A 23156-nucleotide genomic window follows, 5' to 3' on the forward strand; every position below is an offset into this window, starting at 1 on the left:
CCGTGCGCCCGTGAACGTAACGACGCCATGTGGTGCGTACTTGGTTGCTTCTTTACCCGGGGAGGGTGCCGGCCGGTCCTACTCGGGGAGGGTGCCGGCCAGTGCCTGGTTCTGGAGCGCGGCGAGGTCCACGCAGCCCGCGGTGGCGAGGTCGAGGAGGGCGCCCAGTTCCGTGCGGTCGAACGGTGCGGCCTCCGCCGTGCCCTGGACCTCGACGAAGCGGCCGTCGCCGGTGCAGACGACGTTCATGTCGGTGTCGGCGCGGACGTCCTCCTCGTAACAGAGGTCGAGGAGCGGGATGCCGTCGACGATGCCGACGCTGATCGCGGCGACGGTGTCGGTGAGCGGCTTGCGGCCGTGCTTGATGATCTTCTTGCCCTGGGCCCAGGCGACGGCGTCGGCGAGGGCGACATAGGCGCCGGTGATCGCGGCGGTGCGGGTGCCGCCGTCGGCCTGGAGGACGTCGCAGTCCAGGACGATGGTGTTCTCGCCGAGTGCCTTGTAGTCGATGACGGCGCGCAGCGAGCGGCCGATGAGACGGCTGATCTCGTGGGTGCGGCCGCCGATCTTGCCGCGGACCGCTTCGCGGTCGCCGCGGGTGTTGGTGGAGCGGGGCAGCATGGAGTACTCGGCGGTGACCCAGCCTTCGCCGCTGCCCTTGCGCCAGCGCGGGACACCTTCGGTGACGGAGGCGGTGCAGAAGACCTTGGTGTCGCCGAAGGAGATGAGGACTGAGCCTTCGGCGTGCTTGCTCCAGCCGCGTTCGATGGTGACGGGGCGGAGCTGTTCGGGGGTGCGGCCGTCGATGCGAGACATGGCGTCGACTTTATCCGCTGGCGGCGGGGCTCCGTTCGGGTGTGAAGAACCCGCGCGGGCGGGGCCGTGCGCGGGAGCGGCGCAGGCCCCGCTCCTCGGGAGGAGCGGGGCCTGCGGGCCGCGGACCCGGGTGGTCAGGGGTGGGGCCGTCGCGCGGTCGTGCGGGGGGCCGTCGAGCGGTGAACCGTGGGCCTTCGAACCGCCTGCCGTCGGGTCAGCGGGTCAGCGGGTCAGCGGGTCACATCATGTCTTCGATGTCGGCGGCGATCGGGTCCGCGTCGGTCCCGATGACGACCTGGATCGCGGTGCCCATCTTCACGACGCCGTGCGCACCGGCCGCCTTGAGAGCGGCCTCGTCGACCTTGCTGGGGTCGTGGACCTCGGTGCGAAGGCGAGTGATGCAGCCTTCGATCTCGTCGATGTTCTCGATACCGCCGAGCCCGGCGACGATCTTCTCAGCCTTGCTGGCCATGTCCTTCTCCCTGGATTTCGCGTGCTTCGCGGCGCCCACCAATAGGTCCGCTTCGTCACGTTAACGCACGGTTGGCCCATCTTCGCGGGCGAGTAACCGAACTATCCCAAAGGATGACGATCACCGGCGCCCTGCCCTCCGGGCGGGCTCCGCACCGTAACGCAACTGGTCTACACCAGTTTGCAACGACCGCCAAACGTGGCTTGTTCCGGGAGGATGCCGATGAGTGCGAGCGCGGCTGCGGTACCGCAGCGAAAGTGGTGGAACGGACCGATCCAGGGCCTCCAGAAGGTGGGGCGGAGCCTACAGCTGCCGGTGGCCGTCCTCCCGGCGGCGGGTCTGCTGGTCAGTCTCGGCAACCTGTTCAGCTCGTATCTGCACGGCGCCTTCTGGGACAAGACGTCCAAGGTCATGCTCAACGGCGGCAACGCCATCCTGGACGGCACCACCGGCCTGCCCCTCCTCTTCTGCATCGGTGTGGCCATCGGCTTCGCGAAGAAGGCGGACGGCTCGACGGCACTGGCCGCCGTGGTCGGCTTCCTCGTCTACCGGGGTGTGCTCGGCGCCTTCCCCGTCGACGACTCGGTGACCGAGGCGCTGCCCAACGGCACTCCGCAGAACCCGGGCGTACTCGGCGGCATCCTCATCGGCCTGCTCACCGCCGTGGTCTGGCAGCGGTACCACCGCACCAAGCTGGTGGACTGGCTGGGCTTCTTCAACGGCCGCCGCCTGGTGCCGATCCTGATGGCGTTCCTCTGCGTGATCCTGGGCGTGCTGTTCGGCCTGCTGTGGCAGCCGGTCGGCGACGCGCTGACCTCGTTCTCCAAGCAGCTGATCAACCTCGGCGCATGGGGCGCGGCCATCTTCGGCTTCGCGAACCGCCTGTTGATCCCGATCGGCATGCACCAGTTCCTGAACACCTTCTTCTGGTTCCAGGCGGGCGAGTACACCGGCCCGGACGGCGCGACGGTGCAGGGCGACATCTCCCGCTTCTTCGCCGGGGACCCGTCGGCCGGACAGTTCACCTCGGGCTTCTTCCCGATCATGATGTTCGGCCTCCCGGCGGCAGCACTGGCCATCGCGCACACCGCGCGGCCGGAGCGGCGCAAGGAGGTGGCGGGCCTGATGCTGTCCGTGGCACTGACCTCCTTCGTCACGGGTGTCACCGAGCCACTGGAGTTCTCGTTCATGTTCGTGGCGCCGTTGCTGTACGGCGTGCACGCGGTCCTCACCGGCGTCTCGATGGGCGTCACCTGGGCACTGGGGGTCCATGCGGGATTCAGCTTCTCCGCGGGCCTGATCGACTACGTGGTCAACTGGCATCTGGACACGAAACCGTGGCTGATCATCCCGATCGGACTGTGCTTCGCGGTGATCTACTACGTCATCTTCCGGTTCGCGATCACCAAGTTCAATCTTCAGACCCCAGGGCGCGAACCCGAGGAAGTGGAGCAGGAGATCGAGAAGGATCTCACCAAGTAGCACCCTCTCTACGGGACTTCGGTCCCGGTCACGCAAGGCCCTCGGACCATCCGGTCCGGGGGCCTTCGTCATGTCACCGAAAGTGCCCGATCTGCTACTGCGAAGAAGTGGCAAATTGCAGGTTCCTTATCTAACCCTCACCGTGCTAAAACTGGTCTACACCACTGAGTGGTCCAGACCACGTGGCCGTCTGCCGCGTTACTTCGAGTCGCCGCCTCCCTTCATCAATGACCTGGGCGGCACATGCCCCATGGAGGAAGTTGATGTCCACGGCTGACACCGCACCCGCGGTCGGCAAGAAGAAGGGCGCAGGCGTGATGGCCGTCATGCAGCGCATCGGCCGCAGCCTCATGCTGCCGGTCGCGGTGCTGCCGGCGGGCGCGCTCCTGGTCCGGCTCGGCAACCCCGACATGCTCGGGCGGGACTCGTTCCCGGACTTCGTCGTCAAGATCGCCGGCTTCATGGCGGCGGGCGGCAACGCGATCCTCGACAACATGGCCCTGCTGTTCGCCGTCGGTATCGCGATCGGCTTCGCCAAGAAGTCGGACGGCTCGACCGCGCTCGCCGCGGTCACCGGCTATCTGGTCTTCAAGAACGTGCTCGCCACCTTCACCGACAGCAACCTGCCCAAGGTCGCGAGTGTCGTGGACGGCAAGATCGTCATGAATGACGCACCGGTCAACGCCGGTGTGCTGGGCGGCGTGGTGATGGGCATAGTCGTCGCCCTGCTCTACCAGAAGTTCCACCGGACCAAGCTGCCCGACTGGGCGGGCTTCTTCAGCGGCCGCCGTCTGGTCCCGATCCTCTCCTCCTTCGCGGGTCTGCTGATCGGCATCGTCTTCGGCTACATCTGGCCGGTGCTCGGTACCGGGCTGCACAACTTCGGTGAGTGGCTGGTCGGTTCCGGCGCGGTGGGCGCGGGCATCTTCGGTGTCGCCAACCGTGCGCTGATCCCGGTCGGCATGCACCACCTGCTGAACTCGTTCCCGTGGTTCCAGGCCGGTTCGTTCGAGGGCAAGAGCGGCGACATCAACCGCTTCCTGGCCGGTGACCCGACGGCCGGACAGTTCATGACCGGCTTCTTCCCGATCATGATGTTCGCCCTTCCGGCGGCCTGTCTCGCGATCGTCCACTGTGCCCGCCCGGAGCGCCGCAAGGTCGTCGGCGGCATGATGTTCTCGCTGGCGCTCACCGCCTTCGTGACGGGTGTGACCGAGCCGATCGAGTTCACGTTCATGTTCATCGCGCCGGTGCTGTACGCGATCCACGCGGTGCTGACCGGTGTCTCGATGGCCCTGACCTGGGGTCTGGGGATGAAGGACGGCTTCGGGTTCTCGGCGGGTGCGATCGACTTCTTCCTGAACCTCGGCATCGCGACGAAGCCCTGGCTGCTGGTGCTCGTCGGACTCTGCTTCGCGGTCGTCTACTACGTGGTCTTCCGCTTCGCGATCACCAAGTTCAACCTGCCGACTCCGGGCCGTGAGTCGGACGAGGAACTCGCCGAGATCCTCAAGGCCGAGGCGAAGTAGACCTCAGCCGTACGCCGAAGCCCCCGCCCTCCCCTTGCTCGGGAGGGCGGGGGCTTCGCCGCGTTCCGCCCGCCCCAGGTGGTCGGGCGGGACCGGTCGGGGGGTCGGGAGAGGCCGGGCGGGGGCGGCCGGTCAGGCGGGGACGGTCAGGCGGTAGATCTGCCGGGAACCGCCCTCCGGGCCCGGGTCGGTGGCCTCACCGGCGCGGAAGCCGAGGTTCTCGTAGAAGGCGCGGGCCCCGCTGTCGACGGCACCGGGATGATCGGCCCCGAAGGTGACCACTTCGACCGTGCCGGGCCCCGTGACGAACCGGCGGGTCGCGTCCGCCATCAGGGCCCGGCCGACGCCCGTCCCGCGGGCCTGCTCGGCGATGACGAGCCAGTGGACGTGGTACGTCGGGGCCTCGGCGCCGAAGAGAAGGCCACCGAGGAGTTCCGTGCCGGGACCCACGTCCGTCGTGGCGGTGGCGACGAGGGCCGACGACGCACGGATGTGCCGCTCCACGGCGGCCCGGAATCCGGCGTCCCGGACCATCGGGCCGAACCAGTGCTCGACCTGGGACGCCAGGCCGAGAAATCCGTCGAGGTCCTGTTCCCGCGCGATTCTGACGATCATCCCGGCAGTCTGGCAGTCACCCGTCCGGGCGCGCCCACCGCTCTCAGATCTCGTAGACCGCGCCGGGCGCGGCCAGCTCCACGGGCCCCCGGTAGACGGCGCGGGCGTCGGCCATGTTGCGCGCGGCGTCGGTCCACGGCGGGATGTGCGTGAGGACGAGGCGTCCCGCCCGTGCGCGTGCGGCGCACTCACCGGCCTCGCGGCCGTTGAGGTGGAGGTCCGGGATGTCCTCCTTGCCGTGGACGAACGACGCCTCGCAGAGGAACAGGTCCGCGCCCTCGGCGAGTTCGTCCAGGGCCTCGCAGGTGCCCGTGTCACCGGAGTAGGTGAGGGTGCGACCGCCGTGCTCGACCCGGATGCCGAAGGTCTCGACGGGGTGGCAGACCTTCTCCGTACGGATCGAGAAGGGGCCGATCTCGAAGGTGCCCGACTTGAGCGTGTGGAAGTCGAACACCTCGCTCATCGCCCGGTCGGACGGGGTGTCCGCGTGGGCGGTGATCAGGCGTTGTTCGGTGCCGTCGGGGCCGTAGACCGGGATCGGGGCGGGGCGGCCGCCGTCGTGCCGGTAGTAGCGCACGACGAAGTAGGCGCACATGTCGATGCAGTGATCGGCATGGAGGTGACTGAGAAAGATCGCGTCGAGGTCGTAGAGACCGACGTGGCGCTGCAACTCGCCGAGGGCGCCGTTGCCCATGTCGAGCAGCAGCCGGAAGCCGTCGGCCTCTACGAGGTAGCTGGAGCATGCCGAACCCGCGGACGGGAAGGAGCCTGAGCAGCCGACGACGGTGAGCTTCATGGAACGTGAACCTCCGAGACGTGGGAACGGGGAGGGTTCGTGCGGTTCGTACGGTTCGTTGAGCGTAAGGCGCGAAACAGCTGGTCGCTCCTCTGCGGCCTGCCGTTGTGGGGGAACTCACCTGCTCTGTCACCGGTTCGATGGAAGGCCCCTGCGGGCCGGGGCCGTGCGTGCCGCGCGGGCGCCGGTACGGTCGGGGGATGAACACGACCTGGTGGGTGGCGCTGGTCGCCGTGGTTCTGCTCGCGCTCGTCGCCGCGGTGGTGGACGGGAGGGGCCGGTCGGGTCGTCGGCCCCGGCGGCGGGACCGCGGGGCCGGTCGCGAGGCCGGACGCGCGGCCGGCCGTGGGCCGGAGCGGCCCGGCGGGCGGACCCGGCCGCCGGGGAAACCGTCGGCGCTGGGGCGCGGGGGCGGTCGTACGCCGCGGCCGGGCGAGATCTGGTGGGCCGAGGTGCCGTACGAGGACGGGCCCGGGGCGAAGGACCGGCCGTGCCTGGTCCTGTCGGTACGGGGTGACCGGGCCGTCGTCGCCAAGATCACCAGCAAGCATCACGTGGAGCGGCCCGGGGTGATCGCGCTGCCGCCGGGGACGGTGGGCGATGCGCGGGGGCGGCAGAGCTTCCTGGAGACGGATGAGCTGCGGGATGTGGCGGTGCGGGGGTTTCGGCGGCGGGTGGGTGGGGTTGATCCGGGGGTGTGGGAGCGGGTGCGGGGGCTGGGGTGACGGGGGTGGGGCGGGTGGGGGCGCCTGCGGCGCGCCTGTTCCCTGCCCGCCCCTTCCCGAAACCGGTGGCTCCGCCCCCGGGGCCCCCTTTTGTCCTCAATCGCCGGACGGGCTGGATGGTTGCCCGGCGGGCTGGTGATGGAGGTGGCCCGACGGGCTTGAGTGAGCTTCAGGCCCAGAGTTGGCCGTGCAGGGTCTCGATGGCGGCTTCTGTGGTGGGGGCCGTGTAGACGCCCGTGGACAGGTACTTCCAGCCGCCGTCCGCGACGACGAACACGATGTCCGCGCTCTGCCCGGCCTTGACCGCCTTGAGGCCGACTCCGATCGCCGCGTGGAGGGCGGCGCCGGTGGAGACACCCGCGAAGATGCCCTCCTGCTGGAGGAGTTCCCGGGTGCGGGTGACCGCGTCGGCCGAGCCGACCGAGAAGCGGGTGGTCAGCACCGAGGAGTCGTACAGCTCGGGGACGAAGCCCTCGTCGAGGTTGCGGAGGCCGTAGACGACATCGTCGTACCGGGGCTCGGCGGCGACGATCGCGACGTCCGGCTTGTGTTCGCGCAGATAGCGGCCGACGCCCATCAGGGTGCCGGTGGTGCCGAGGCCCGCGACGAAGTGGGTGATGGACGGGAGGTCGGTGAGGATCTCCGGGCCGGTGGTGGCGTAGTGGGCGCCCGCGTTGTCCGGGTTGCCGTACTGGTAGAGCATGACCCAGTCGGGGTGCTCGGCCGACAGTTCCTTGGCGACGCGGACGGCGGTGTTGGAGCCGCCCGCGGCCGGGGAGGAGACGATCTCGGCGCCCCACATGGCGAGCAGGTCACGCCGCTCCTGCGAGGTGTTCTCCGGCATGACGCACACGATGCGGTAGCCCTTGAGCTTGGCCGCCATGGCGAGCGAGATGCCGGTGTTGCCGCTGGTCGGTTCGAGGATCGTGCAACCGGGTGTCAGACGGCCGTCCTTCTCCGCCTGTTCGACCATGTGGAGCGCGGGGCGGTCCTTGATCGAACCGGTGGGGTTGCGGTCCTCCAGCTTGGCCCAGATACGGACGTCGTCGGACGGCGACAGCCGGGGCAGACGCACCAGAGGTGTGTTGCCCACGGCCGCCAGCGGGGAGTCGTACCGCATCAGCGCATGCCACCGGCGACGGCCGGGAGGATGGTGACGTTGTCGCCGTCGCTGAGCTTGGTGCCGATGCCGTCGAGGAACCGGACGTCCTCGTCGTTGAGGTAGACGTTCACGAAGCGACGGAGCTCGCCGCCGTCGACGATGCGCTCACGGATGCCGTTGTGGCGGCTCTCCAGGTCGACGAGGAGGTCTGCGAGGGTCTCCCCGCTGCCTTCGACCGCCTTGGCGCCGTCGGTGTAGGTGCGGAGGATGGTGGGGATGCGGACCTCGATGGCCATGGCGTGGGCTCCTGTCGAATGCGGAGAGGTGGCGTGGGGCGCGCGTTTCTGCCCCCGCGCAGGGGGTGGGGCGTGTGGGTGGCGCTCGGACCGCGGCTCAGGCCGTGCGGCTCACGGGCAGGCTTCAGCCGGGACAGATCGCGCTGGACAGCCTGCACAGGTCGACGTGCAGCCGCGCGACGAGCAGCGCGCCCGGCGTCTTGATGCTCACGTCATGGGGAACCATGCGGTCATCGTATCGATTCCCGGCCGGGAATCCCGAGTGTGATCTCACATGGTGGAAGACAAGCGTTCACCATGCGGAACGACGGGGGTGCCCGGGAGATAGACGACCGTCGGGGCGCCCGTCGTGGGGTGGGTGGTGACCTCGGCCGTCACTCCGTACACCTCGGCCAGCAGCTCGGGTGTGAGGACCTCGGCCGGGGTGCCCGAGGCGACGACCCGGCCGGTCCGGAGCACATAGAGCCGGTCGCAGTAGTACGCGGCGAGGTTGAGGTCGTGCAGGGCGAGGAGGTTCGTCGTGCCGAGTTCGCGGACCAGGGACAGGATCTCCAGCTGGTAGCGGATGTCCAGGTGGTTGGTGGGCTCGTCCAGGACGATGAGCGACGGCTCCTGGACGAGGGTCCGGGCGACCAGTGCGCGCTGGCGTTCGCCGCCGGAGAGGGAGGCGAAGGCGCGGGGTGCGAGGCCGGCGATCCCGACCCGGTCGAGGGCCCGGGTGACCAGCTCGGCGTCGGCGGCGGTATCCGCTTCCCAGAACCGTTTGTGCGGAGCCCGGCCCATGGCCACGACCTGGGAGACGGTCAGCTCGAAACCGGCCTGGCCGTCCTGGGGGACGGTGGCGATGCGGCGGGCGCGGGCCTTGACGGGGAGGGTGGCGAGGTCGTCGCCGTCCAGCAGCACCCGGCCGTGGGTGGGGCGCAGGGTTCCGTACACGCAGCGCAGGAGGGTCGTCTTGCCGCTGCCGTTCGGGCCGACGAGGCCGACCGTCTCACCGTCGGCGGCGGTCAGGTCGACGGCGTCGACCAGGTGACGGCCGCCGCCGGTCCCGTACGAGAGGCCCTCGGTGCGCAGGGTGGTCATGCGGGGGCTCCTTCGGGGCGGCGGCGGAGCATCCAGAGGAAGAACGGGCCGCCGGTCAGGGCGGTGAGGACGCCGACCGGGATGTCCTGGGGCGCGGCGACCGTGCGGGCCGCCAGGTCGGCCAGGACCAGGAAGAGCGCGCCGCCGAGCGCGGCCACCGGGAGCAGGGCGCGGTGTCCGGCGCCGACGGCCATCCGGGCCATGTGCGGGACCATCAGGCCGACGAAGCCGATCGCTCCGCTGTACGCGACGAGGGCGCCGGTGAGCAGCGAGGCGAGGACGAAGACCCCGGCCCGGAAGCGTGCCGTGTCGAGGCCGAGGACGGTGGCGCCCTCCTCGCCGACGAGCAGCAGGTCGAGCGGGCGGGCGAGGGTGAGGAGCAGGGCCGTACCGGCGACGAGGACGGCCGACGGCAGCGCGAGCATGTCCCAGCGGGCGGCGCCGAGACCGCCGAGGGTCCAGTAGAGGACTTCCTGGAGGTGGTCGGCGCGGGCCGAGGTGACCAGGATGAGGCTGGTGAGGGCGGACAGGATGTAGGAGACGGCGACTCCGGCGAGGACGAGCCGGTTGGTGGTGAGGCCGGATCCGCCGCGGGCCAGCGTGTAGACGAGCAGCAGTGAGGCGAGTGCGCCCACGAAGGCGGCGGCGGGGATGGTGACGGTGGTGGCGATGCCCGCGCCGACGCCGAGGACGATCACGAGGACCGCTCCGGTGGAGGCGCCGGAGGAGACGCCGAGGAGGAACGGGTCGGCGAGCGGGTTGCGTACGAGCGCCTGGAGGACGGTGCCGATCACGGCGAGTCCGGCGCCGACGATGATGCCGAGCAGGACCCGGGGCAGCCGGACGTCGAGGACGATCGTGCGGAACGGGCCCGGTCCGGCCCGCCCGGTCAGGATGTCCAGGACCTGGCCGGGCGGGATGCGGACGGAGCCGAGGGCGAGCGCGGCGAGTACGGCTGCGCAGAGGACGACGGCGAGGACGCCGGTGACCAGGGTGTAGCGCAGCAGCCGCCGCGGGGCGGCGGGGGTGCGGCAGCTCACGGCGCGGTGGTCGCCTCGCCGGGCGTGCCTTCGGGTATCTCCGGGTGCAGCTGGGCGGCGAGCTTGCCGACCGCGGCGGGGGCGCGGACGCCGAGGACCGCGTCGGAGAGCGGGAGGACGGCGAACCGCTTGTTCTTGATCGCGGGGACGTCGGCGAGCGCCGGGTCGTCCAGGAGGCGCTTCTTCTTCTGGGCGACGGTGGTGGCGCCGTAGTCGTAGATGACGATGACGTCGGGCTTGCGGGCGACGACGTTCTCCCAGGAGGCGTCGCCGAATGCCTTGTCGAGGTCGGCGAAGACGTTGCGGCCGCCGGCCCGGGTGATCAGCTCGTTGCCGATGCCCTTGCCGCCCGCGGTGAAGGCCGTCTTGTCGCCGCTGTCGTAGACGAAGACGGAGACCGGCTCCACGGACGTGAGCTTCTTCGCCGTGGCGGCGTTGGTGGCCTTGGCCTCGTCGATCCAGGTTTCGGCGCGGCGGCTGACGCCGAAGGTGTGGCCGACCTCGCGGACCTCCTCGTAGAGGGCGTCCATCGCGGTGTCGCCCTTGGAGCAGTACTCCGTGTTGAGCCGGGTGTCGATGCCGGACTTCTTGAGCGCCTCGCGGCTGCGGCCGTCGCCCGCGGCGAACGCGGTGGCGTATCCGCCGTAGACGAAGTCGGGGTCGGCGGCGAGGAGCTGCTCGTACGAGGGGTACTCCTTGGCCAGGACGGGGACGGCCTCGTACTGGCTCTCGTACGTGGGCAGGACCTTGTCGTCGAGGTAGGCGGTGCCGACCAGGGACTTGGCGAGGCCCAGTTCCAGCATCACTTCGGTGACGTGCTGGTTCATGGTGACGGCGCGCTTCGGCGGTGCCTTGTACGTCGTGGTGACACCGCAGTTGGTGACGGTGTACGGGAAGCCCGCGGACGACGCGGCTCCCTTGGCCGGGTCCTTGGAGCCGTTGTCGGCGTCCGTGGCGGAGCAGGCGGTGAGGGCGAGCGGGAGCAGCACGGCGGCGGCTGTGAGCGCGGGGGTGCGCCGGAACATGGCGGGGCCTCTCCGGGGGATTTCCGCGTCCCCTGGTCGGTGCGAGAAGGCGGCAGGCCAGTTCCTGACTGCCGAGCCCCGGTCCTCGTGGACGGGGGTTCGGTCACAGTGGCGGGACCGTGCCGGACTCTCACCGGCTTCCTGGGTCCTGCCGCCTCGTTGGGTCTGGGTGCAGTGTGCCAGACGCGGTCGCGGCCCCGGTAAGGCGACCCTCAGTAGGGTCAGCGAGTCACGGGGTCATCGGGTCGCGGGTGTCGGCGACTGGCGGGCGCCGGCAGGGTGCGGGCGCCGGCAGGGTGCGGGCGCCGGTAGGCCGTGGGCGTCAGTAGGCCTCGACGACCTTGACGTCCTCCTCCGTGATCTCGCCGTCCACGATGCGGTACGAGCGGAACTGGAACGGGCCCGCCTCGTCGGTGTCCGCGGTGGAGACGAGGACGTAGTGGGCGCCGGGTTCGTTGGCGTACGTGACGTCGGTGCGGGAGGGGTACGCCTCGGTCGCCGTGTGCGAGTGGTAGACGATCACGGGCTCCTCGTCGCGGTCGTCCATCTCGCGGTAGAGCTTGAGGAGGTCCGCCGAGTCGAACTCGTAGAACGTGGGCGAGCGGGCGGCGTTGAGCATGGGGATGAACCGTTCGGCGCGTCCCGTTCCGGCCGGTCCCGCGACGACTCCGCACGCCTCGTCGGGGTGGTCGGCGCGGGAGTGGGCGACGATCTGGTCGAACAGCGCCTGGGTGATGGTCAGCATGGCGTCCAGGATAAGCAGCGGGCCCGTCCGTACCGAGGAGTGGTACGGACGGGCCCGCATACTGGACGCCCGGGCGGCAGGTCACTTCTTGGTGAAGGCCGTGTTCTCCGGGTTGCGGGCCTTGAGCATCAGGTAGGAGACGCCGAGGATCAGGGCCCAGACCGGTGCGCAGTACAGCGAGATGCGGGCTTCCTTGTCGATGGCCATCATCACGATGACCATGCCGATGAAGGCGAGCGCGAACACGCTGGTGTACGGGGATCCGGGGGCCCTGAACGTGGACTGCGGGAGCACACCCCGGTCGGCCAGGAAGCGGAAGCGGAGCTGGCTGAACAGGATCATGATCCAGGCCCACATGCCGGAGATGGTCGCGAAGGAGACGACGTAGTTGAACGCCTGCCCCGGCCACTGGTAGTTGATCCACACGCCGACGAGCATCAGCGCGGCCGAGAAGGTGGTGCCGATGAACGGCAGGCCGTTCTTCGTGAGCTTGGTGAAGGCCCGCGGGCCCTGCCCGTTGAGGGCGAGGTCACGCAGCATGCGGCCGGTGGAGTACATGCCGGAGTTGCAGGAGGAGAGCGCCGCGGTCAGGACGACGAAGTTGACGATGGCCGCCCCGACACTGAGACCCATCTCCTCGAACGCCTTCACGAACGGCGAGACGCCGGGCTTGAACGTGCTCCACGGCACCACCGACAGGATCATGATCAGCGCGCCGACGTAGAAGACGGCGATGCGCCAGGGCACGGTGTTGATCGCCTTGGGCAGGACGGTCCTGGGGTCCTTGGACTCGCCCGCGGTCACGCCGACGAGTTCGACGGCCAGGAAGGCGAACATCACGATCTGGAGGGTCATCAGCGTGCCGGTGATGCCCTGGGGAAAGAAGCCGCCGTCGTTCCAGAGATTGGCGACGGTCGCGGTGTCGGCGGCGTCGGAGAAGCCGATCGTGAGGACTCCGGCGCAGATGAGGATCATGCCGATGATCGCGGTGACCTTGACCATCGAGAACCAGAACTCCAGCTCACCGAAGAGCTTCACGGAGATCAGGTTGGCGCCGTACAGAATAATCGTGAAGACCAGTGCGGACAGCCACTGCGGAATGTTCCACCAGTACGTCATATAGGTGGCGGCGGCGGTGACTTCGGTGATTCCGGTGACGACCCAGAAGAGCCAGTACGTCCAGCCTGTGACGAATCCGAAGAACGGCCCGAGGAATTCACGGGCGTACTCCGAGAAGGAGCCGGACACCGGTCGGTACATGAGGAGTTCGCCGAGGGCCCGCATGATGAAGAAGATGACCAGGCCCGCGATCGCATAGGCCAGGATGAGACTGGGACCGGCCCGGTCGATGGCCTTGCCCGCACCGAGGAAGAGCCCGGTCCCGATGGCGCCGCCGATGGCGATCATCTGGATCTGGCGGGCGCCCAGACCGCGCTGGTATCCCTCGCCGCTGTTTCCGGCACCTTCGGCCTCCTGGCCGGCGTGCCCCTTGTCGACCTCAGCCGATGTCATGGTGATGCGCCTTTCTCCATGCCGATCCGCGCCTTCGCAGACTGCGGATCAGGTCCTGATCCCCCCGGATATGGATGGAGTGCCGTCGGCGTTCGGCCGACTTGTAGCGCCCCCGGGAACAGGGGTGGCGTCCCCGGGTGGTCGTGAAGATTTATCACGGGCCCCCGGGCGATCCACCGGACATTCTGTGGCGCACACCACAGGAAAAAGCGGACAAGAGTTTCCAGCCGCTGCAAAAAAGGCCGTTCAGGTGACGGGATCGTTATCCGGATTTGAGCGTCCGCTGAGCGAAGCTCCGTATCCCGCCCAAGGCCGGACCGCCGGGGAGAACGACGTCCCTCAGGGCATCAGCGTCTCGACGAGCGTCTCCTGGAGCGCGCCCAGCCAGAGGTAGGCCATCACCATCGGCTTGCGCGGATCGCTGTCGGGGAGGCGGTAGAGCGAGCCCTCCTGACCCTCGTCCTCGTCGGACACCTCCAGACGGGTGCCGATGGTGAGCCGCAGGTCGTTGAGGGCGCCGAGCCAGTTGCGGCACTCCTCGGCGGTGAGCGCGAGGACGGCGCCGCCGTCCCCGGAGGGCGTCAGCGCGTCCAGGGTCCGCACGACGGCGAGGGCGTCCTCGCGCTTGCGGGTGCGCAGGTCGTTCTCGGTGAAGCGGCGGAATTCGGCGGACGCCTCGCGCAGCTCCTTGTCCTCGTCCCCGTACGCCTCGGGGAAGAGCCGGGCCAGGGCGGGGTCGGCGGGCGGTTCGCTCGGGCCCTCGGCGAAGAGGGCGGCGAGCGGGTCCTCACCCTCGGCGGGCTCGGCGCCCGGACCGATCAGTTCCAGCAGCTGGACGGCGAGGGAGCGCAGGATGGAGATCTCGACCTCGTCGAGCGCGACGGCCGCGCCGCCGCCGGGGGTGGCCTCGAAGTGGCCGGCCATGGATTCTCCGATGGTGGGTCGGGCGGGGCAGGGGCGGTACGGGAGCGTGGTGGACGCGGGGCGCGGGGCTAGTTGCGGTCCTGGGTCAGGGTGGCCCAGAGGCCGTAGCCGTGCATGGCCTGGACATCGCGCTCCATCTCCTCGCGGCTCCCGCTGGAGACGACGGCGCGGCCCTTCTGGTGCACGTCGAGCATGAGCTTGCGGGCCTTGTCCTTCGGATAACCGAAGTACGCCTGGAAGACATAGGCCACATAGCTCATGAGGTTCACCGGGTCGTTGTGCACCAGCGTCACCCAGGGGACGTCCGGCTCGGGGACCGCGAAGGTCTCTTCGGCCGACTCTGGACGTTCGATCTCTACGGGGGCAGCAACGCTCACCTACCCCATGCTGCCACCCGGAGGGGGTCGGCGCACAAACGGACCCCACATCTCGTCACTCTGACGAAATAGGGGGTAGCATCCCAGCCATGAACTCAGCGGACCTTGGGCGACGGGTCGGTGTGCCGTCGACCGCACTCTTCACCGACCAGTACGAGCTGACCATGGTGCAGGCCGCCCTGAAGGCCGGCACCGCGGACCGGCGCTCCGTTTTCGAGGCCTTCACGCGGCGGCTGCCGGAGGGGCGGCGCTACGGCGTCGTCGCGGGCACCGGCCGGGTGCTCGACGCGGTGGAGAACTTCCACTTCGACGACGAGATGATCGGCTTCCTGCGCCAGCAGAACATCGTCGACGAGCCGACACTCGAATGGCTGGCCGGCTACCGCTTCAGCGGCGACATCTGGGGCTACCCGGAGGGCGAGGTGTACTTCCCCGGCTCGCCGATCCTGCGGGTGGAGGGCTCCTTCGCCGAGTGCGTGCTGCTGGAGACGGTGATCCTGTCGATCCTCAACCACGACTCGGCGATCGCCGCGGCGGCGTCCCGGATGTCGGCCGCCGCGGGTGGCCGCGGGCTGATCGAGATGGGGGCCCGCCGTACGCACGAGCTGTCGGCCGTCGCCTCGGCGCGCGCCGCGTACGTGGGCGGCTTCGACACCACCTCGGACCTGGCCGCGGGCTTCCGCTACGGCATCCCGACCGTGGGGACGAGCGCGCACGCCTTCACCCTGCTCCACGACAGCGAGCGCGACGCGTTCCAGGCGCAGGTGGACTCGCTGGGCCGGAGCACGACGCTGCTGGTCGACACGTACGACGTGACCGAGGCGGTCCGTACGGCGGTCGAGGTCGCCGGGCCCGAGCTCGGAGCGGTACGGATCGACTCCGGCGACCTGCTGCTGGTCGCGCACCGGGTGCGGCAGCAGCTGGACGAGCTGGGCGCCACCGGGACGAAGATCGTGGTGACCTCGGACCTGGACGAGTACGCCATCGCCTCGCTGGCCGCGGCGCCGGTCGACGCCTACGGGGTGGGCACGCAGCTGGTCACCGGGAGCGGGCAGCCGACCTGCTCCATGGTCTACAAGCTGGTCGCCCGCGCCGGGTCCGCCGATCCCGCGGAGACGATGCGGCCGGTCGCGAAGAAGTCGCTCGGCGCGAAGTCGTCGGTGGGCGGACGCAAGTGGGCCGCGCGCCGGCTCGACGGGCACGGCGTGGCCGAGGCGGAGGTGGTCGGGACCGGCCCCGTGCCCGAGGAGCTGGCCGGACGGCAGCTGCTGGTGGAGCTGGTGCGGGGCGGCGAGGTCGTCGCCCGCGAACCGCTGGAGGCGGCCCGGGAGCGGCACGTCACGGCGCTCAAGGGGCTGCCGATGTCGGCGATCCAGCTGTCACGCGGCGAGCCGGTGCTTCCGACCGAATACGTGTGAGGGGACAGGGTCGGGGCAGTGGCGACATACGGCAGGGACGTCCGGCGCGACCGGGAATGCCCGCGATCGCCGGGTGGGCTTGATTGTGCGGGCCAAATCTCTACGCTCGGTGGCGTCCCGCTCCCTGACATCCCCGTGAACCCCGTACGCTCACCGCCGAAGCGCCGCCTCTCCCCCACCTAAGGACACCCGCCATGCACCGCGCCTTGATCGTCGTGGACGTTCAGAACGACTTCTGCGAGGGCGGCAGCCTCGCGGTGGCGGGCGGCGCCGATGTCGCCGCCGCCATCACCGACCTGATCGGCGAGGCCCAGGCCGGCTACCGCCATGTGGTGGCCACCCGTGACCACCATGTCGACCCGGGTGACCACTTCTCCTCGCAGCCCGACTTCGAGCACTCCTGGCCGGTGCACTGCGTGGCCGGTACGGAGGGGGTGGGCTTCCACCCCAACTTCGCCCCCGCCGTCGCCTCGGGCGCCATCGACGCCGTCTTCGACAAGGGGGCGTACGCCGCGGCGTACAGCGGCTTCGAGGGGCTCGACGAGAACGGGGTCGGGCTCGCCCAGTGGCTGCGCGACCGCTCCGTCACCGAGGTCGACGTGGTCGGCATCGCGACCGACCACTGCGTCCGGGCCACGGCCCTGGACGCCGCCCGTGAGGGCTTCGCCACGCACGTCCTGCTGGAGCTGACCGCCGGGGTCGCCGGGGCGACCACGGAGCGGGCGCTGGAGGAGCTCCGTACCGCGGGCGTGGAGCTCTCCGGCAAGCCGGTCGTCGCCGGTACCCCGTAGGGCGCCTCCGACCCGTCCGCCGGGCGCTCGGCGCTTCACCCGGTGCCCGCGGGACGGGGCTACGCGCGTGGACGGGGCTACGCGGCGGGGCGGGCCGGGCCGGCGTATCCGGTGGGCCCCAGCAGGGCCCGGATGGGGTGCCAGAGCTCCTGTCCGGTCTGGGGCGCCGCCCGCCACAGCAGGCCGTCCGGGTGGTGCAGCACCGCCGTGATCTCGTCCGGCGTGGGCGGCTGGGCATTGCCGCGGAGATAGACCGCGCGCAGCCCCAGGTTGCGCAGCCGGGTCAGGGCGCGCGCCCGGTTGGCGGCGTGCACGAGCACCCGTACCGGGGCTCCGGGCCCGGCTCCGTCCGCCGGGCGCGTCAGGGTGAGTGCCACCACCACCGTGCCGTTGGGCAACCTGCAAAAACCTCCGCCGGCCATGCTCCGCGCTCCCCCATGAGACGTCGTGTCAATAAGGATATGAACAAGACGCACCTAAACACGATCGGCCGCCGCCCGCTAGAGGGCGACGGCCGATCATGTTTTGACCTGCGGTGATACCGGATTACTTGGTCGACGGACCAACCTTGACGGTCATCGTGGAGCCGCTGAGCGGCTCGCTGACGATCGAGATCCGGGTGTTGGTGTCAGAAACCTTGACGCTGCCCGTCGGGTTCTCCTCGTACCAGTACGTCCCCTTGCGGTCGTCGAAGACCGGGACGCCCAGCGACGGCTTGATCCGCAGCGGCACGTCGGCGTTGTGGAGCGTGAAGCCCTGGTTCGGCCACCAGCTGAACGGCGCGTCGAACGGCTGGATCTTGTTGCGCAGGACCGTGCCGTCCTTCCACTTCAGCGGCTTGGCGTGCGAGTCGATCGGCAGGATCAGACCCTGGCCCGGGTGGACGGAGGTGTTGTTGTCCTTCTGGGAGGTGTCCCAGAGCCACACCATCAGACCGTTCTGGTAGGCGTAGTGCTCCACCCAGTCCGGACGGGACTTCGAGAAGCCGAAGTTGTACGGGCCGACCTTGAGGGTCTCGTCGTACGACACGTACTGGCGGTTCTCGGCGATGTAGTACTGCGGGTAGTCGTTGGTGAACGACTCGCCGATCCGCGAGAAGCCCTTGGCGGTCCAGCCGTTGTCGTCGGCCTCGGCGTTGTCCGAGAAGAGCGGGGCACCGTCGGCGGTGATCGTGAGGGCGTCGGCCGTGAAGCCCTTGCCGCCCGCGCCGCCGTCCGTCTGGTAGCGGAAGCGGAGGTCGATCTTCTTGCCCGCGTAGGCGTTCAGCGGGAAGGAGAGCTTCTTGACGGCGCCGGAGACGTCGGTCAGGGCCGGCTTGTCGCTGGCGTCGCGCGGGAGCGCCTTGCCGTCGGCGGTGCCGTCGAGCGCGGTCCAGCTGGTGCCGCCGTTGTCCGACACCTCGGTGTAGAGGTAGTCGTAGTCGGCCTCGATGTCGTACCAGCCCGAAAGGTCCAGCGACGCGGCGGACTTGCCGGTCAGGTCGACCGAGCGGGTCAGGGTGTTCGACAGGTTGTCACCCATGTCGCTCCACCACTGCTTCGAGCCCTCGGCGGGCTTGGTGACAGTCGTGGTGACGGCCTTCTCGGGCAGCTCGACGACGAGCGCCTGCTTGTCCTTGGTGTTGTACTCCGAGACGCCCAGCTTGTGGGTCGACTTCGTACCGGCCTTGGCCTTGTCGTAGTCGAGCCAGCCCAGCTGGAGCTTGTCCCACGAGGTCATGTCGCCCGGCAGGTTGCCGATCTCGCCGGTGCCGGTGCCGAGCCAGGAGCCCGCCGACATCAGGGACCAGAAGCCGACCGAGTTCTCGCCGTTGTTGGTGGTGTCGTAGAGGTCCGGCAGACCGAGGTCGTGGGCGTACTCGTGGGCGAAGACGCCCAGGCCGCCGTTCTCGGGCTGCGCGGTGTAGTCACCGACCCAGATGCCCGTGTCGCCGATCTCGGCGCCACCGGCCTTGTTGCCCGTCGGGCCCGTCGCTCCGGCGTTGGTGCCGTAGGCGTACCAGCGGTGCGCCCAGATGGCGTTGGTGCCCTCGGCGCCGCCGCCCGCGGACTCGTCCTCGCCGGCGTGGACCAGCTGGAAGTGGTCGATGTAGCCGTCGGGCTCGTTGAAGTTGCCGTCACCGTCGAAGTCGTAACGGTCCCACTGGTCGTACTGCGCCAGGTCGGCCTTGATCTGCTCCAGGGTGCGGCCCTTGGCCTTCTGGTCGGCGACCCAGGCGTTGACGCCGTCGCGGACGGTGTCCCAGACGTTGGCGCAGTTGGTCGCACCGCAGTAGTTGGAGCCGTAGCGGGCCTCGTTGTACGGGACCTTCACCCAGTCCGAGACCTCGCCGTCGACCGAGTAGCGTCCGGAGGAGGTCTTCTCGTAGTAGGTCTTGAGCGAGTTGACGCCCTTGCCCTCACCGAAGTAGAGCTCCTGGAAGTGCTTCTGGTTGTAGTCGGCCTGCCAGGCGGTGCTGTTGTCCTTCGCCGGGTCCGGCTTGGCTATCTTGTTGTGCAGCGGTCCGGGCTTGCCGCCGTACTTCGGGACGGGCGGCTTGGGGCCGTCGCCGTCCGGGTCGACCATGGTCGTGTCGTCGACCTTGTCGCCGAACTCCACCAGGATGGTGAAGATCTTGTCGGTCTTCTCGCGGCCGAGCTCGACGTACTTGTTCTTGCCGAGCTTGACGACCTTGGAGCCGCCGCGGGTCGACACCTTCTTGTCGCCGGAGAGCACCTGCTCCAGCGCGGCCTGACGCTGTGCGTCCTGCTTCTCGCTGAAGGGGCCTTCCAGGTTGTGCTCCTGCCCCTTCGCCGACCCCGGATCGCGGCGGTCGACGATGGATGCGCCCGAACCCGACGTCTTGTCATCTGCCTGGGCCGTGGCGAAGGCCGACGCGGTCGCGGCCGTCGCGGCCATGGCCACGACAACAGCGGTGGCGCGAAGCGCCCGTCTCTTAGTGGTCACTTGATGCAGTCCTCCCCGGCGTCCGCGACCGCGGCCAAGGGGGGTGAAGAAGGGCCGCGCGCGTTCAACGCGTCACAAGTGACGACATTTGATCGGAGTTACGAGAGAAAAGACAGACCTTGACTTGAACAGACCAAGTGCACTATGCAGGAGCGCCTTTCCGGTATCCGGACGATGTCGCACCTCAACGGGCGCGCCGACCTGTCCGGTTGGCGGGGCGCGTGACTCCGTGCGCCCCCTGTGCCTCGACCCCGCGGCTCAGGCCGTGCTTACTACCGGCCCGGCTCGGGCATCCACCGTCGTAGAGTCGCCTGACCGGACGACCGTGCGACCGTGCCGGGCGATTCCGTGTTCACCGACCGCCCCATCCGATGTCCCCAGGACGGATACCGCCATGCCGCGTCCGACTGCCGCACAGCTCGTCTACGGTTCGGTCACCGTCGTCTTCACTGCCCTCGCCATGCTGCTGCTGTCCCGGACGGACACGAACCTCGGCGTGGCCCTCGTCTGTGCCGCCGCGCTCGCGCTCGGTCTGCTGGTGGCGGTGACCGTACCCGCCCCGCAGCGCGGGAAAACGGTGCGGGGGGCACGGACGGCGGAAGCCCGCGCCGCCGCCCGTACGCGACAGGCCCTGGAGGAGATCGGCGCGAGGATTCCCTCGGCCCACTCCTCCGAGAGCCCGGGACAGCACTCGCTGCGCCGCTGAGCCGCTGTCGGCCGTCGGCAGCCGACCGCCCGACCGCATCCGCTGCTGCGGCCTGTCACGGGACACTGACGACCACGGTCTTCGCCGCCTTGTCCTGGAGCCCCTGCCGGTAGGGCTTGTCGGTGAACATCAGCACGATGTTGATCAGCCACCACAGGCACGGGCAGCACAGCAGCGCCGGGAGCCACAGCACCACGGCCCGCATCAGTGCCGAGCTGGTGTCCGGCACCCGCCCGTCGTTGAGCATCGCGACGCGCAGTTTGAGCAGCCGTTTGCCGAGGGTCCGGCCGTCCTTGTGGGTGAAGTACGTGTCGTACGCGACGTAGACCACCAGCCCGATCAGCGACCACACCAGCTGATGCCCGCTGTACGAGTTGCTGACGGCGTCACCGAACCCGTCGTCGCCGTTGTCCGACGTGACGTCGATCGCGCCGCCCCAGGGCAGCGAGATCAGATACAGCGGGATCGAGATGATGAGGAAGTCGATCAGCCGCGCCACGATCCGCTTGCCCGGCTGGGCGAGCGGCGGCATCCCGGCCAGCGGATCCACCCCGCCGAATCCGCCGCCGTAGCCTCCCGGGTCGTACGGCGGTGGCGGAGGCGCGCTGCCGTACGGCGAACCCGCTGACGGCGGCGGGGGCTCCTGCGGCTTCTTGAGGAACGGATCGTCGTCCTCGGGCGGCTGGCCGGGCGTCGGCTGGTCGTTGCTCATGGGGGCAGTGCACCCCGGCCCACCGGCGCCCGCAACGGCTCAGGTGCGTTCGGGGGACGGGGCGTCAGCCCACGAGCCTAAGGGCGACTGTTCGGTTCGGCTCGTCCGGTTCGGCCGGTCCGGTGCGGATGGTCCGGTGCGGATGGTCCGGTGCGGATGGTCCGGTGCGGCCGGTCCGGTGCGGATGGTCAGCCCGGCCGGTTCGACCCGCTCGGCCCGGCCGGCCCGACCCCGGCCCGCTCAGCCCGCTCAGCCCGCCACGAAGGTGCGGGCCGCCTTGTCGTGCCAGCACTGGCGCCAGGGGCGGTCGATCAGGCACCACAGCACATTGACCACGCCGATCACCAGGATGCCCAGCACCCCGTAGACCAGCCAGCGGCGCAGGGCCGCGCCCATCGTGGGCGAGTCGTGGGACTCGATGTCGCGCACGTCGAGCCCGAGGAGCTTCTTGCCGAGCGTACGGCCCCACTTGGCGGTGGGCAGCGCCTCCAGGACGAACCCGAGCACCAGGAACGCGCCGAGCACGGCCCCGAACAGCCCGGACGTGGTGCCGTCCACGAGCCAGACGGTGACCGTCTCGCCGGACTGCTTCGCCGCGGTGATCTTCTCGTCGATGTGGTCCAACGCCCGGCCGACCAACGGGAAGCTCACGGCACCGACGACCGCGCCGAGTACGAGGGTGTCGAGCAGCCGGGCGGCGAACCGCTTGCCGAGCCCGGCGGGCCGGGCCGACGTCTGCGCCCTGGCGAGCTGCTGGAAGGGGTCGTCGACCGGGGGCTTCCAGGGCACGACGGGCTGATCGGCCCCGGCGGGACCCTGCTGGGCCGGCATCTGCCGGCCCTGCATCTGCTGGTGCGACTGCGGCGGCAGCTGATGCTGCGGCTGTTGCTGCTGCGCGTGCTGTGGCTGTTGCTGCTGTAGTTCGGGCTGGGCCGGCTGGTGGGACTGCTGCGCCCAGGGAGCCGGGGCGACGGGCGCGGGGGCGTTCTGTCCGGGCACCTGGACCGGGCCCTGGGTGGCCGCAGGCACCTGCGCGGACGGCAACACGTGTGTCGGCGCCGGGGCGTGCGGCTGGGGCCGGGCAGGCTGGGGCTGGGGCTGGGGCTGGGGAGCGTGCGGCGCCTGCGGGGTCTGCGGAATCCGGGGCGGACGCGGGGTCTGCGGTGCCTGTGACGCCTGCGGACCCTGCGGCGTGGTGCCCGGTGCGAGCGCACGGATCGTCAGTGTGCCGTCGCTGGCCGCCGGTCCCGCGTCGCGCGGACGCGGTGTGCGGGCTTCACCGCCCGGCCCCACGGCGCGGATCGTGACCGTACCGTCGGTCGGCGGACGGTCCCCGTCACCGCGACGGCCACCGGTGTCACCGCTCTCCCGTGTCGCCGGCAGGGCACCGCGCGTCGGGTCCGGTGCGCCGGGCGTGCGCGGGTCCACCGGAGCAGGAGCGGAAGCAGGAGCTGGAGCAGGAGCAGGGACCGGAGCCGCAGCCGGAGCGGGCGTGGCCGGCTGCCCGGACACCGCTTCCGGCCCGCCCCAGGAGACGCGCCGGTCGCGCTCGCCGCCGAAGCCGGTCTGCCGTGAGGTGTCGGCCTGCCAGACGGAAGCGGGTTCCGGCTCCGGACGGCTGCCGCCGCCCTGCCCCTGCTCGCCCGGTCCGCCCGGCTCGCTCGCCTCGTCGACCTCGTCGAAGAAGATCGGGCCGGTCTCCTCCACCGGGGCGGCGGACGCGGCGGCCGGCCGCGGTGCGGACGCCCCGCCCGAGGGCTGCGGCACGGGCGCGGCCCCTGCCTGCTGGGGCGCGGGCCGGCTCGTACCGGGAACCCACGACGCGCCGTTCCAGTAGCGGACGTAGCCGGGGATGGAGGGGTCGGGGTAGTAGCCCTCGCGGGGGCTGTCGTCACCGGGTGCCGGGGTTGGGGCGCTCATCACCGTGGTCCCGTATCTCTTCGAGGCCTCAGGCCGTCCGGCACAGAGAAGCGGACGGCCTCAATACAAGGGTCCACATCTATCAGACGCCCGCGTGTCCACGGGCCGGTCCCGCCGTTTGGGA

General features: G+C 70.1%; 24 protein-coding genes and 1 riboswitch. Of the genes, 6 read left to right on the plus strand and 18 right to left on the minus strand.

Going from position 1 to position 23156, the window contains the following annotated elements; genetic code table 11:
• Positions 1 to 78: 78 nt before the first annotated feature.
• Together rph and OG251_RS14165 are read right to left on the minus strand one after the other, a co-directional pair.
• On the minus strand, positions 79 to 816 hold the full coding sequence (rph, locus tag OG251_RS14160) for a ribonuclease PH (protein ID WP_326677516.1): 738 nt from the start codon (positions 814 to 816) through the stop codon (positions 79 to 81).
• A gap of 238 nt (positions 817 to 1054) precedes the next feature.
• Complete coding sequence (locus OG251_RS14165; protein WP_266806404.1) at positions 1055 to 1327, minus strand: PTS glucose/sucrose transporter subunit IIB; 273 nt, start codon at positions 1325 to 1327, stop codon at positions 1055 to 1057.
• Between the two features lie 183 nt (positions 1328 to 1510).
• Here OG251_RS14165 and OG251_RS14170 point away from each other — a divergent pair, with 183 nt between their 5' ends.
• Entirely contained in the window at positions 1511 to 2770 is a 1260-nt protein-coding gene (locus OG251_RS14170; RefSeq protein ID WP_326677517.1) for a PTS transporter subunit EIIC, read from the plus strand.
• A gap of 263 nt (positions 2771 to 3033) precedes the next feature.
• A complete protein-coding gene (locus tag OG251_RS14175) occupies positions 3034 to 4299 on the plus strand; it encodes a PTS transporter subunit EIIC (protein WP_326677518.1) in 1266 nt (421 codons plus the stop codon).
• A 132-nt stretch (positions 4300 to 4431) separates the two neighbouring features.
• Here OG251_RS14175 and OG251_RS14180 read toward each other — a convergent pair whose 3' ends face one another.
• Together OG251_RS14180 and OG251_RS14185 are read right to left on the minus strand one after the other, a co-directional pair.
• Complete coding sequence (locus OG251_RS14180) at positions 4432 to 4914, minus strand: GNAT family N-acetyltransferase (protein WP_326677519.1); 483 nt, start codon at positions 4912 to 4914, stop codon at positions 4432 to 4434.
• 43 nt (positions 4915 to 4957) lie between these two features.
• Positions 4958 to 5710 carry an MBL fold metallo-hydrolase gene (locus tag OG251_RS14185; protein ID WP_326677520.1) on the minus strand — a complete coding sequence of 251 codons (753 nt, stop codon included), beginning with the start codon at positions 5708 to 5710 and terminating at the stop codon, positions 4958 to 4960.
• Positions 5711 to 5910: 200 nt separating this feature from the next.
• Here OG251_RS14185 and OG251_RS14190 point away from each other — a divergent pair, with 200 nt between their 5' ends.
• Entirely contained in the window at positions 5911 to 6435 is a 525-nt protein-coding gene (locus tag OG251_RS14190) for a type II toxin-antitoxin system PemK/MazF family toxin (RefSeq protein WP_326677521.1), read from the plus strand.
• A gap of 169 nt (positions 6436 to 6604) precedes the next feature.
• On the opposite strand, the gene OG251_RS14195 is transcribed toward OG251_RS14190, so the two are convergent.
• The 10 genes from OG251_RS14195 to clpS form a co-directional block, all read right to left on the minus strand.
• Positions 6605 to 7555 carry a PLP-dependent cysteine synthase family protein gene (locus tag OG251_RS14195; protein ID WP_326677522.1) on the minus strand — a complete coding sequence of 317 codons (951 nt, stop codon included), beginning with the start codon at positions 7553 to 7555 and terminating at the stop codon, positions 6605 to 6607.
• Entirely contained in the window at positions 7555 to 7833 is a 279-nt protein-coding gene (locus tag OG251_RS14200) for a MoaD/ThiS family protein (protein WP_326677523.1), read from the minus strand. The genes OG251_RS14195 and OG251_RS14200 overlap by 1 nt, the downstream gene beginning before the upstream one ends.
• Before the next feature lie 124 nt (positions 7834 to 7957).
• A complete protein-coding gene (locus OG251_RS14205; RefSeq protein ID WP_326677524.1) occupies positions 7958 to 8059 on the minus strand; it encodes a putative leader peptide in 102 nt (33 codons plus the stop codon).
• A gap of 44 nt (positions 8060 to 8103) precedes the next feature.
• On the minus strand, positions 8104 to 8916 hold the full coding sequence (locus OG251_RS14210; protein WP_326677525.1) for an ABC transporter ATP-binding protein: 813 nt from the start codon (positions 8914 to 8916) through the stop codon (positions 8104 to 8106).
• On the minus strand, positions 8913 to 9956 hold the full coding sequence (locus OG251_RS14215; RefSeq protein WP_326677526.1) for a FecCD family ABC transporter permease: 1044 nt from the start codon (positions 9954 to 9956) through the stop codon (positions 8913 to 8915). The genes OG251_RS14210 and OG251_RS14215 overlap by 4 nt, the downstream gene beginning before the upstream one ends.
• Positions 9953 to 10981, minus strand: a complete 1029-nt coding sequence (locus tag OG251_RS14220) for an ABC transporter substrate-binding protein (protein WP_326677527.1) — start codon at positions 10979 to 10981, stop codon at positions 9953 to 9955. The genes OG251_RS14215 and OG251_RS14220 overlap by 4 nt, the downstream gene beginning before the upstream one ends.
• 38 nt (positions 10982 to 11019) lie before the next feature.
• A riboswitch (cobalamin riboswitch) is annotated at positions 11020 to 11148 on the minus strand.
• 155 nt (positions 11149 to 11303) lie between these two features.
• Positions 11304 to 11726, minus strand: a complete 423-nt coding sequence (locus OG251_RS14225) for a M67 family metallopeptidase (RefSeq protein WP_326677528.1) — start codon at positions 11724 to 11726, stop codon at positions 11304 to 11306.
• A gap of 81 nt (positions 11727 to 11807) precedes the next feature.
• A complete protein-coding gene (locus OG251_RS14230; RefSeq protein ID WP_326677529.1) occupies positions 11808 to 13238 on the minus strand; it encodes an amino acid permease in 1431 nt (476 codons plus the stop codon).
• A 339-nt stretch (positions 13239 to 13577) separates the two neighbouring features.
• Complete coding sequence (locus OG251_RS14235; RefSeq protein WP_326677530.1) at positions 13578 to 14162, minus strand: DUF2017 domain-containing protein; 585 nt, start codon at positions 14160 to 14162, stop codon at positions 13578 to 13580.
• 68 nt (positions 14163 to 14230) lie between these two features.
• Positions 14231 to 14539, minus strand: a complete 309-nt coding sequence (gene clpS, locus OG251_RS14240; RefSeq protein WP_073723716.1) for an ATP-dependent Clp protease adapter ClpS — start codon at positions 14537 to 14539, stop codon at positions 14231 to 14233.
• A gap of 89 nt (positions 14540 to 14628) precedes the next feature.
• Between clpS and OG251_RS14245 the strand changes: the two genes are divergently transcribed.
• Together OG251_RS14245 and OG251_RS14250 are read left to right on the plus strand one after the other, a co-directional pair.
• The gene (locus OG251_RS14245) at positions 14629 to 15957 is read left to right on the plus strand and encodes a nicotinate phosphoribosyltransferase (RefSeq protein ID WP_326677531.1); all 1329 of its coding nucleotides are present in this window, start codon (positions 14629 to 14631) and stop codon (positions 15955 to 15957) included.
• Positions 15958 to 16151: 194 nt separating this feature from the next.
• On the plus strand, positions 16152 to 16748 hold the full coding sequence (locus tag OG251_RS14250; RefSeq protein ID WP_326677532.1) for an isochorismatase family protein: 597 nt from the start codon (positions 16152 to 16154) through the stop codon (positions 16746 to 16748).
• Positions 16749 to 16825: 77 nt separating this feature from the next.
• Here the strand turns inward: OG251_RS14250 and OG251_RS14255 are convergent, their stop codons facing one another.
• Together OG251_RS14255 and OG251_RS14260 are read right to left on the minus strand one after the other, a co-directional pair.
• Positions 16826 to 17170 (minus strand): hypothetical protein, encoded by a 345-nt coding sequence (locus tag OG251_RS14255; protein ID WP_073723722.1) that lies wholly within the window; start codon positions 17168 to 17170, stop codon positions 16826 to 16828.
• A gap of 124 nt (positions 17171 to 17294) precedes the next feature.
• On the minus strand, positions 17295 to 19694 hold the full coding sequence (locus tag OG251_RS14260; protein WP_326677533.1) for an immune inhibitor A domain-containing protein: 2400 nt from the start codon (positions 19692 to 19694) through the stop codon (positions 17295 to 17297).
• Between the two features lie 394 nt (positions 19695 to 20088).
• On the opposite strand from OG251_RS14260, the gene OG251_RS14265 reads away from it, so the two are divergent.
• Positions 20089 to 20400 carry a hypothetical protein gene (locus OG251_RS14265; protein WP_326677534.1) on the plus strand — a complete coding sequence of 104 codons (312 nt, stop codon included), beginning with the start codon at positions 20089 to 20091 and terminating at the stop codon, positions 20398 to 20400.
• Positions 20401 to 20455: 55 nt separating this feature from the next.
• Here OG251_RS14265 and OG251_RS14270 read toward each other — a convergent pair whose 3' ends face one another.
• A complete protein-coding gene (locus OG251_RS14270) occupies positions 20456 to 21112 on the minus strand; it encodes an RDD family protein (protein WP_326677535.1) in 657 nt (218 codons plus the stop codon).
• Between the two features lie 249 nt (positions 21113 to 21361).
• Positions 21362 to 23032: an RDD family protein gene (locus tag OG251_RS14275; RefSeq protein ID WP_326677536.1), complete on the minus strand. Its 1671-nt coding sequence runs from the start codon at positions 23030 to 23032 to the stop codon at positions 21362 to 21364.
• Positions 23033 to 23156 lie beyond the last annotated feature (124 nt).

This window comes from Streptomyces sp. NBC_01237 (assembly GCF_035917275.1).
Classification (GTDB): Bacteria; Actinomycetota; Actinomycetes; order Streptomycetales; family Streptomycetaceae; genus Streptomyces.

Coding starts and splice junctions, on each gene's coding strand:
- OG251_RS14230 (WP_326677529.1), bottom strand. CDS start 13,238: ATGACATCGGCTGAGGTCGACAAGGGGCACGCCGGCCAGGAGGCCGAA.
- OG251_RS14245 (WP_326677531.1), top strand. CDS start 14,629: ATGAACTCAGCGGACCTTGGGCGACGGGTCGGTGTGCCGTCGACCGCA.
- OG251_RS14275 (WP_326677536.1), bottom strand. CDS start 23,032: ATGAGCGCCCCAACCCCGGCACCCGGTGACGACAGCCCCCGCGAGGGC.
- OG251_RS14205 (WP_326677524.1), bottom strand. CDS start 8,059: ATGGTTCCCCATGACGTGAGCATCAAGACGCCGGGCGCGCTGCTCGTC.
- OG251_RS14190 (WP_326677521.1), top strand. CDS start 5,911: ATGAACACGACCTGGTGGGTGGCGCTGGTCGCCGTGGTTCTGCTCGCG.
- OG251_RS14185 (WP_326677520.1), bottom strand. CDS start 5,710: ATGAAGCTCACCGTCGTCGGCTGCTCAGGCTCCTTCCCGTCCGCGGGT.
- OG251_RS14270 (WP_326677535.1), bottom strand. CDS start 21,112: ATGAGCAACGACCAGCCGACGCCCGGCCAGCCGCCCGAGGACGACGAT.
- OG251_RS14250 (WP_326677532.1), top strand. CDS start 16,152: ATGCACCGCGCCTTGATCGTCGTGGACGTTCAGAACGACTTCTGCGAG.
- rph (WP_326677516.1), bottom strand. CDS start 816: ATGTCTCGCATCGACGGCCGCACCCCCGAACAGCTCCGCCCCGTCACC.
- OG251_RS14220 (WP_326677527.1), bottom strand. CDS start 10,981: ATGTTCCGGCGCACCCCCGCGCTCACAGCCGCCGCCGTGCTGCTCCCG.
- OG251_RS14195 (WP_326677522.1), bottom strand. CDS start 7,555: ATGCGGTACGACTCCCCGCTGGCGGCCGTGGGCAACACACCTCTGGTG.
- OG251_RS14175 (WP_326677518.1), top strand. CDS start 3,034: ATGTCCACGGCTGACACCGCACCCGCGGTCGGCAAGAAGAAGGGCGCA.
- OG251_RS14265 (WP_326677534.1), top strand. CDS start 20,089: ATGCCGCGTCCGACTGCCGCACAGCTCGTCTACGGTTCGGTCACCGTC.
- OG251_RS14170 (WP_326677517.1), top strand. CDS start 1,511: ATGAGTGCGAGCGCGGCTGCGGTACCGCAGCGAAAGTGGTGGAACGGA.
- OG251_RS14225 (WP_326677528.1), bottom strand. CDS start 11,726: ATGCTGACCATCACCCAGGCGCTGTTCGACCAGATCGTCGCCCACTCC.
- OG251_RS14255 (WP_073723722.1), bottom strand. CDS start 17,170: ATGGCCGGCGGAGGTTTTTGCAGGTTGCCCAACGGCACGGTGGTGGTG.
- OG251_RS14210 (WP_326677525.1), bottom strand. CDS start 8,916: ATGACCACCCTGCGCACCGAGGGCCTCTCGTACGGGACCGGCGGCGGC.
- OG251_RS14200 (WP_326677523.1), bottom strand. CDS start 7,833: ATGGCCATCGAGGTCCGCATCCCCACCATCCTCCGCACCTACACCGAC.
- OG251_RS14180 (WP_326677519.1), bottom strand. CDS start 4,914: ATGATCGTCAGAATCGCGCGGGAACAGGACCTCGACGGATTTCTCGGC.
- OG251_RS14235 (WP_326677530.1), bottom strand. CDS start 14,162: ATGGCCGGCCACTTCGAGGCCACCCCCGGCGGCGGCGCGGCCGTCGCG.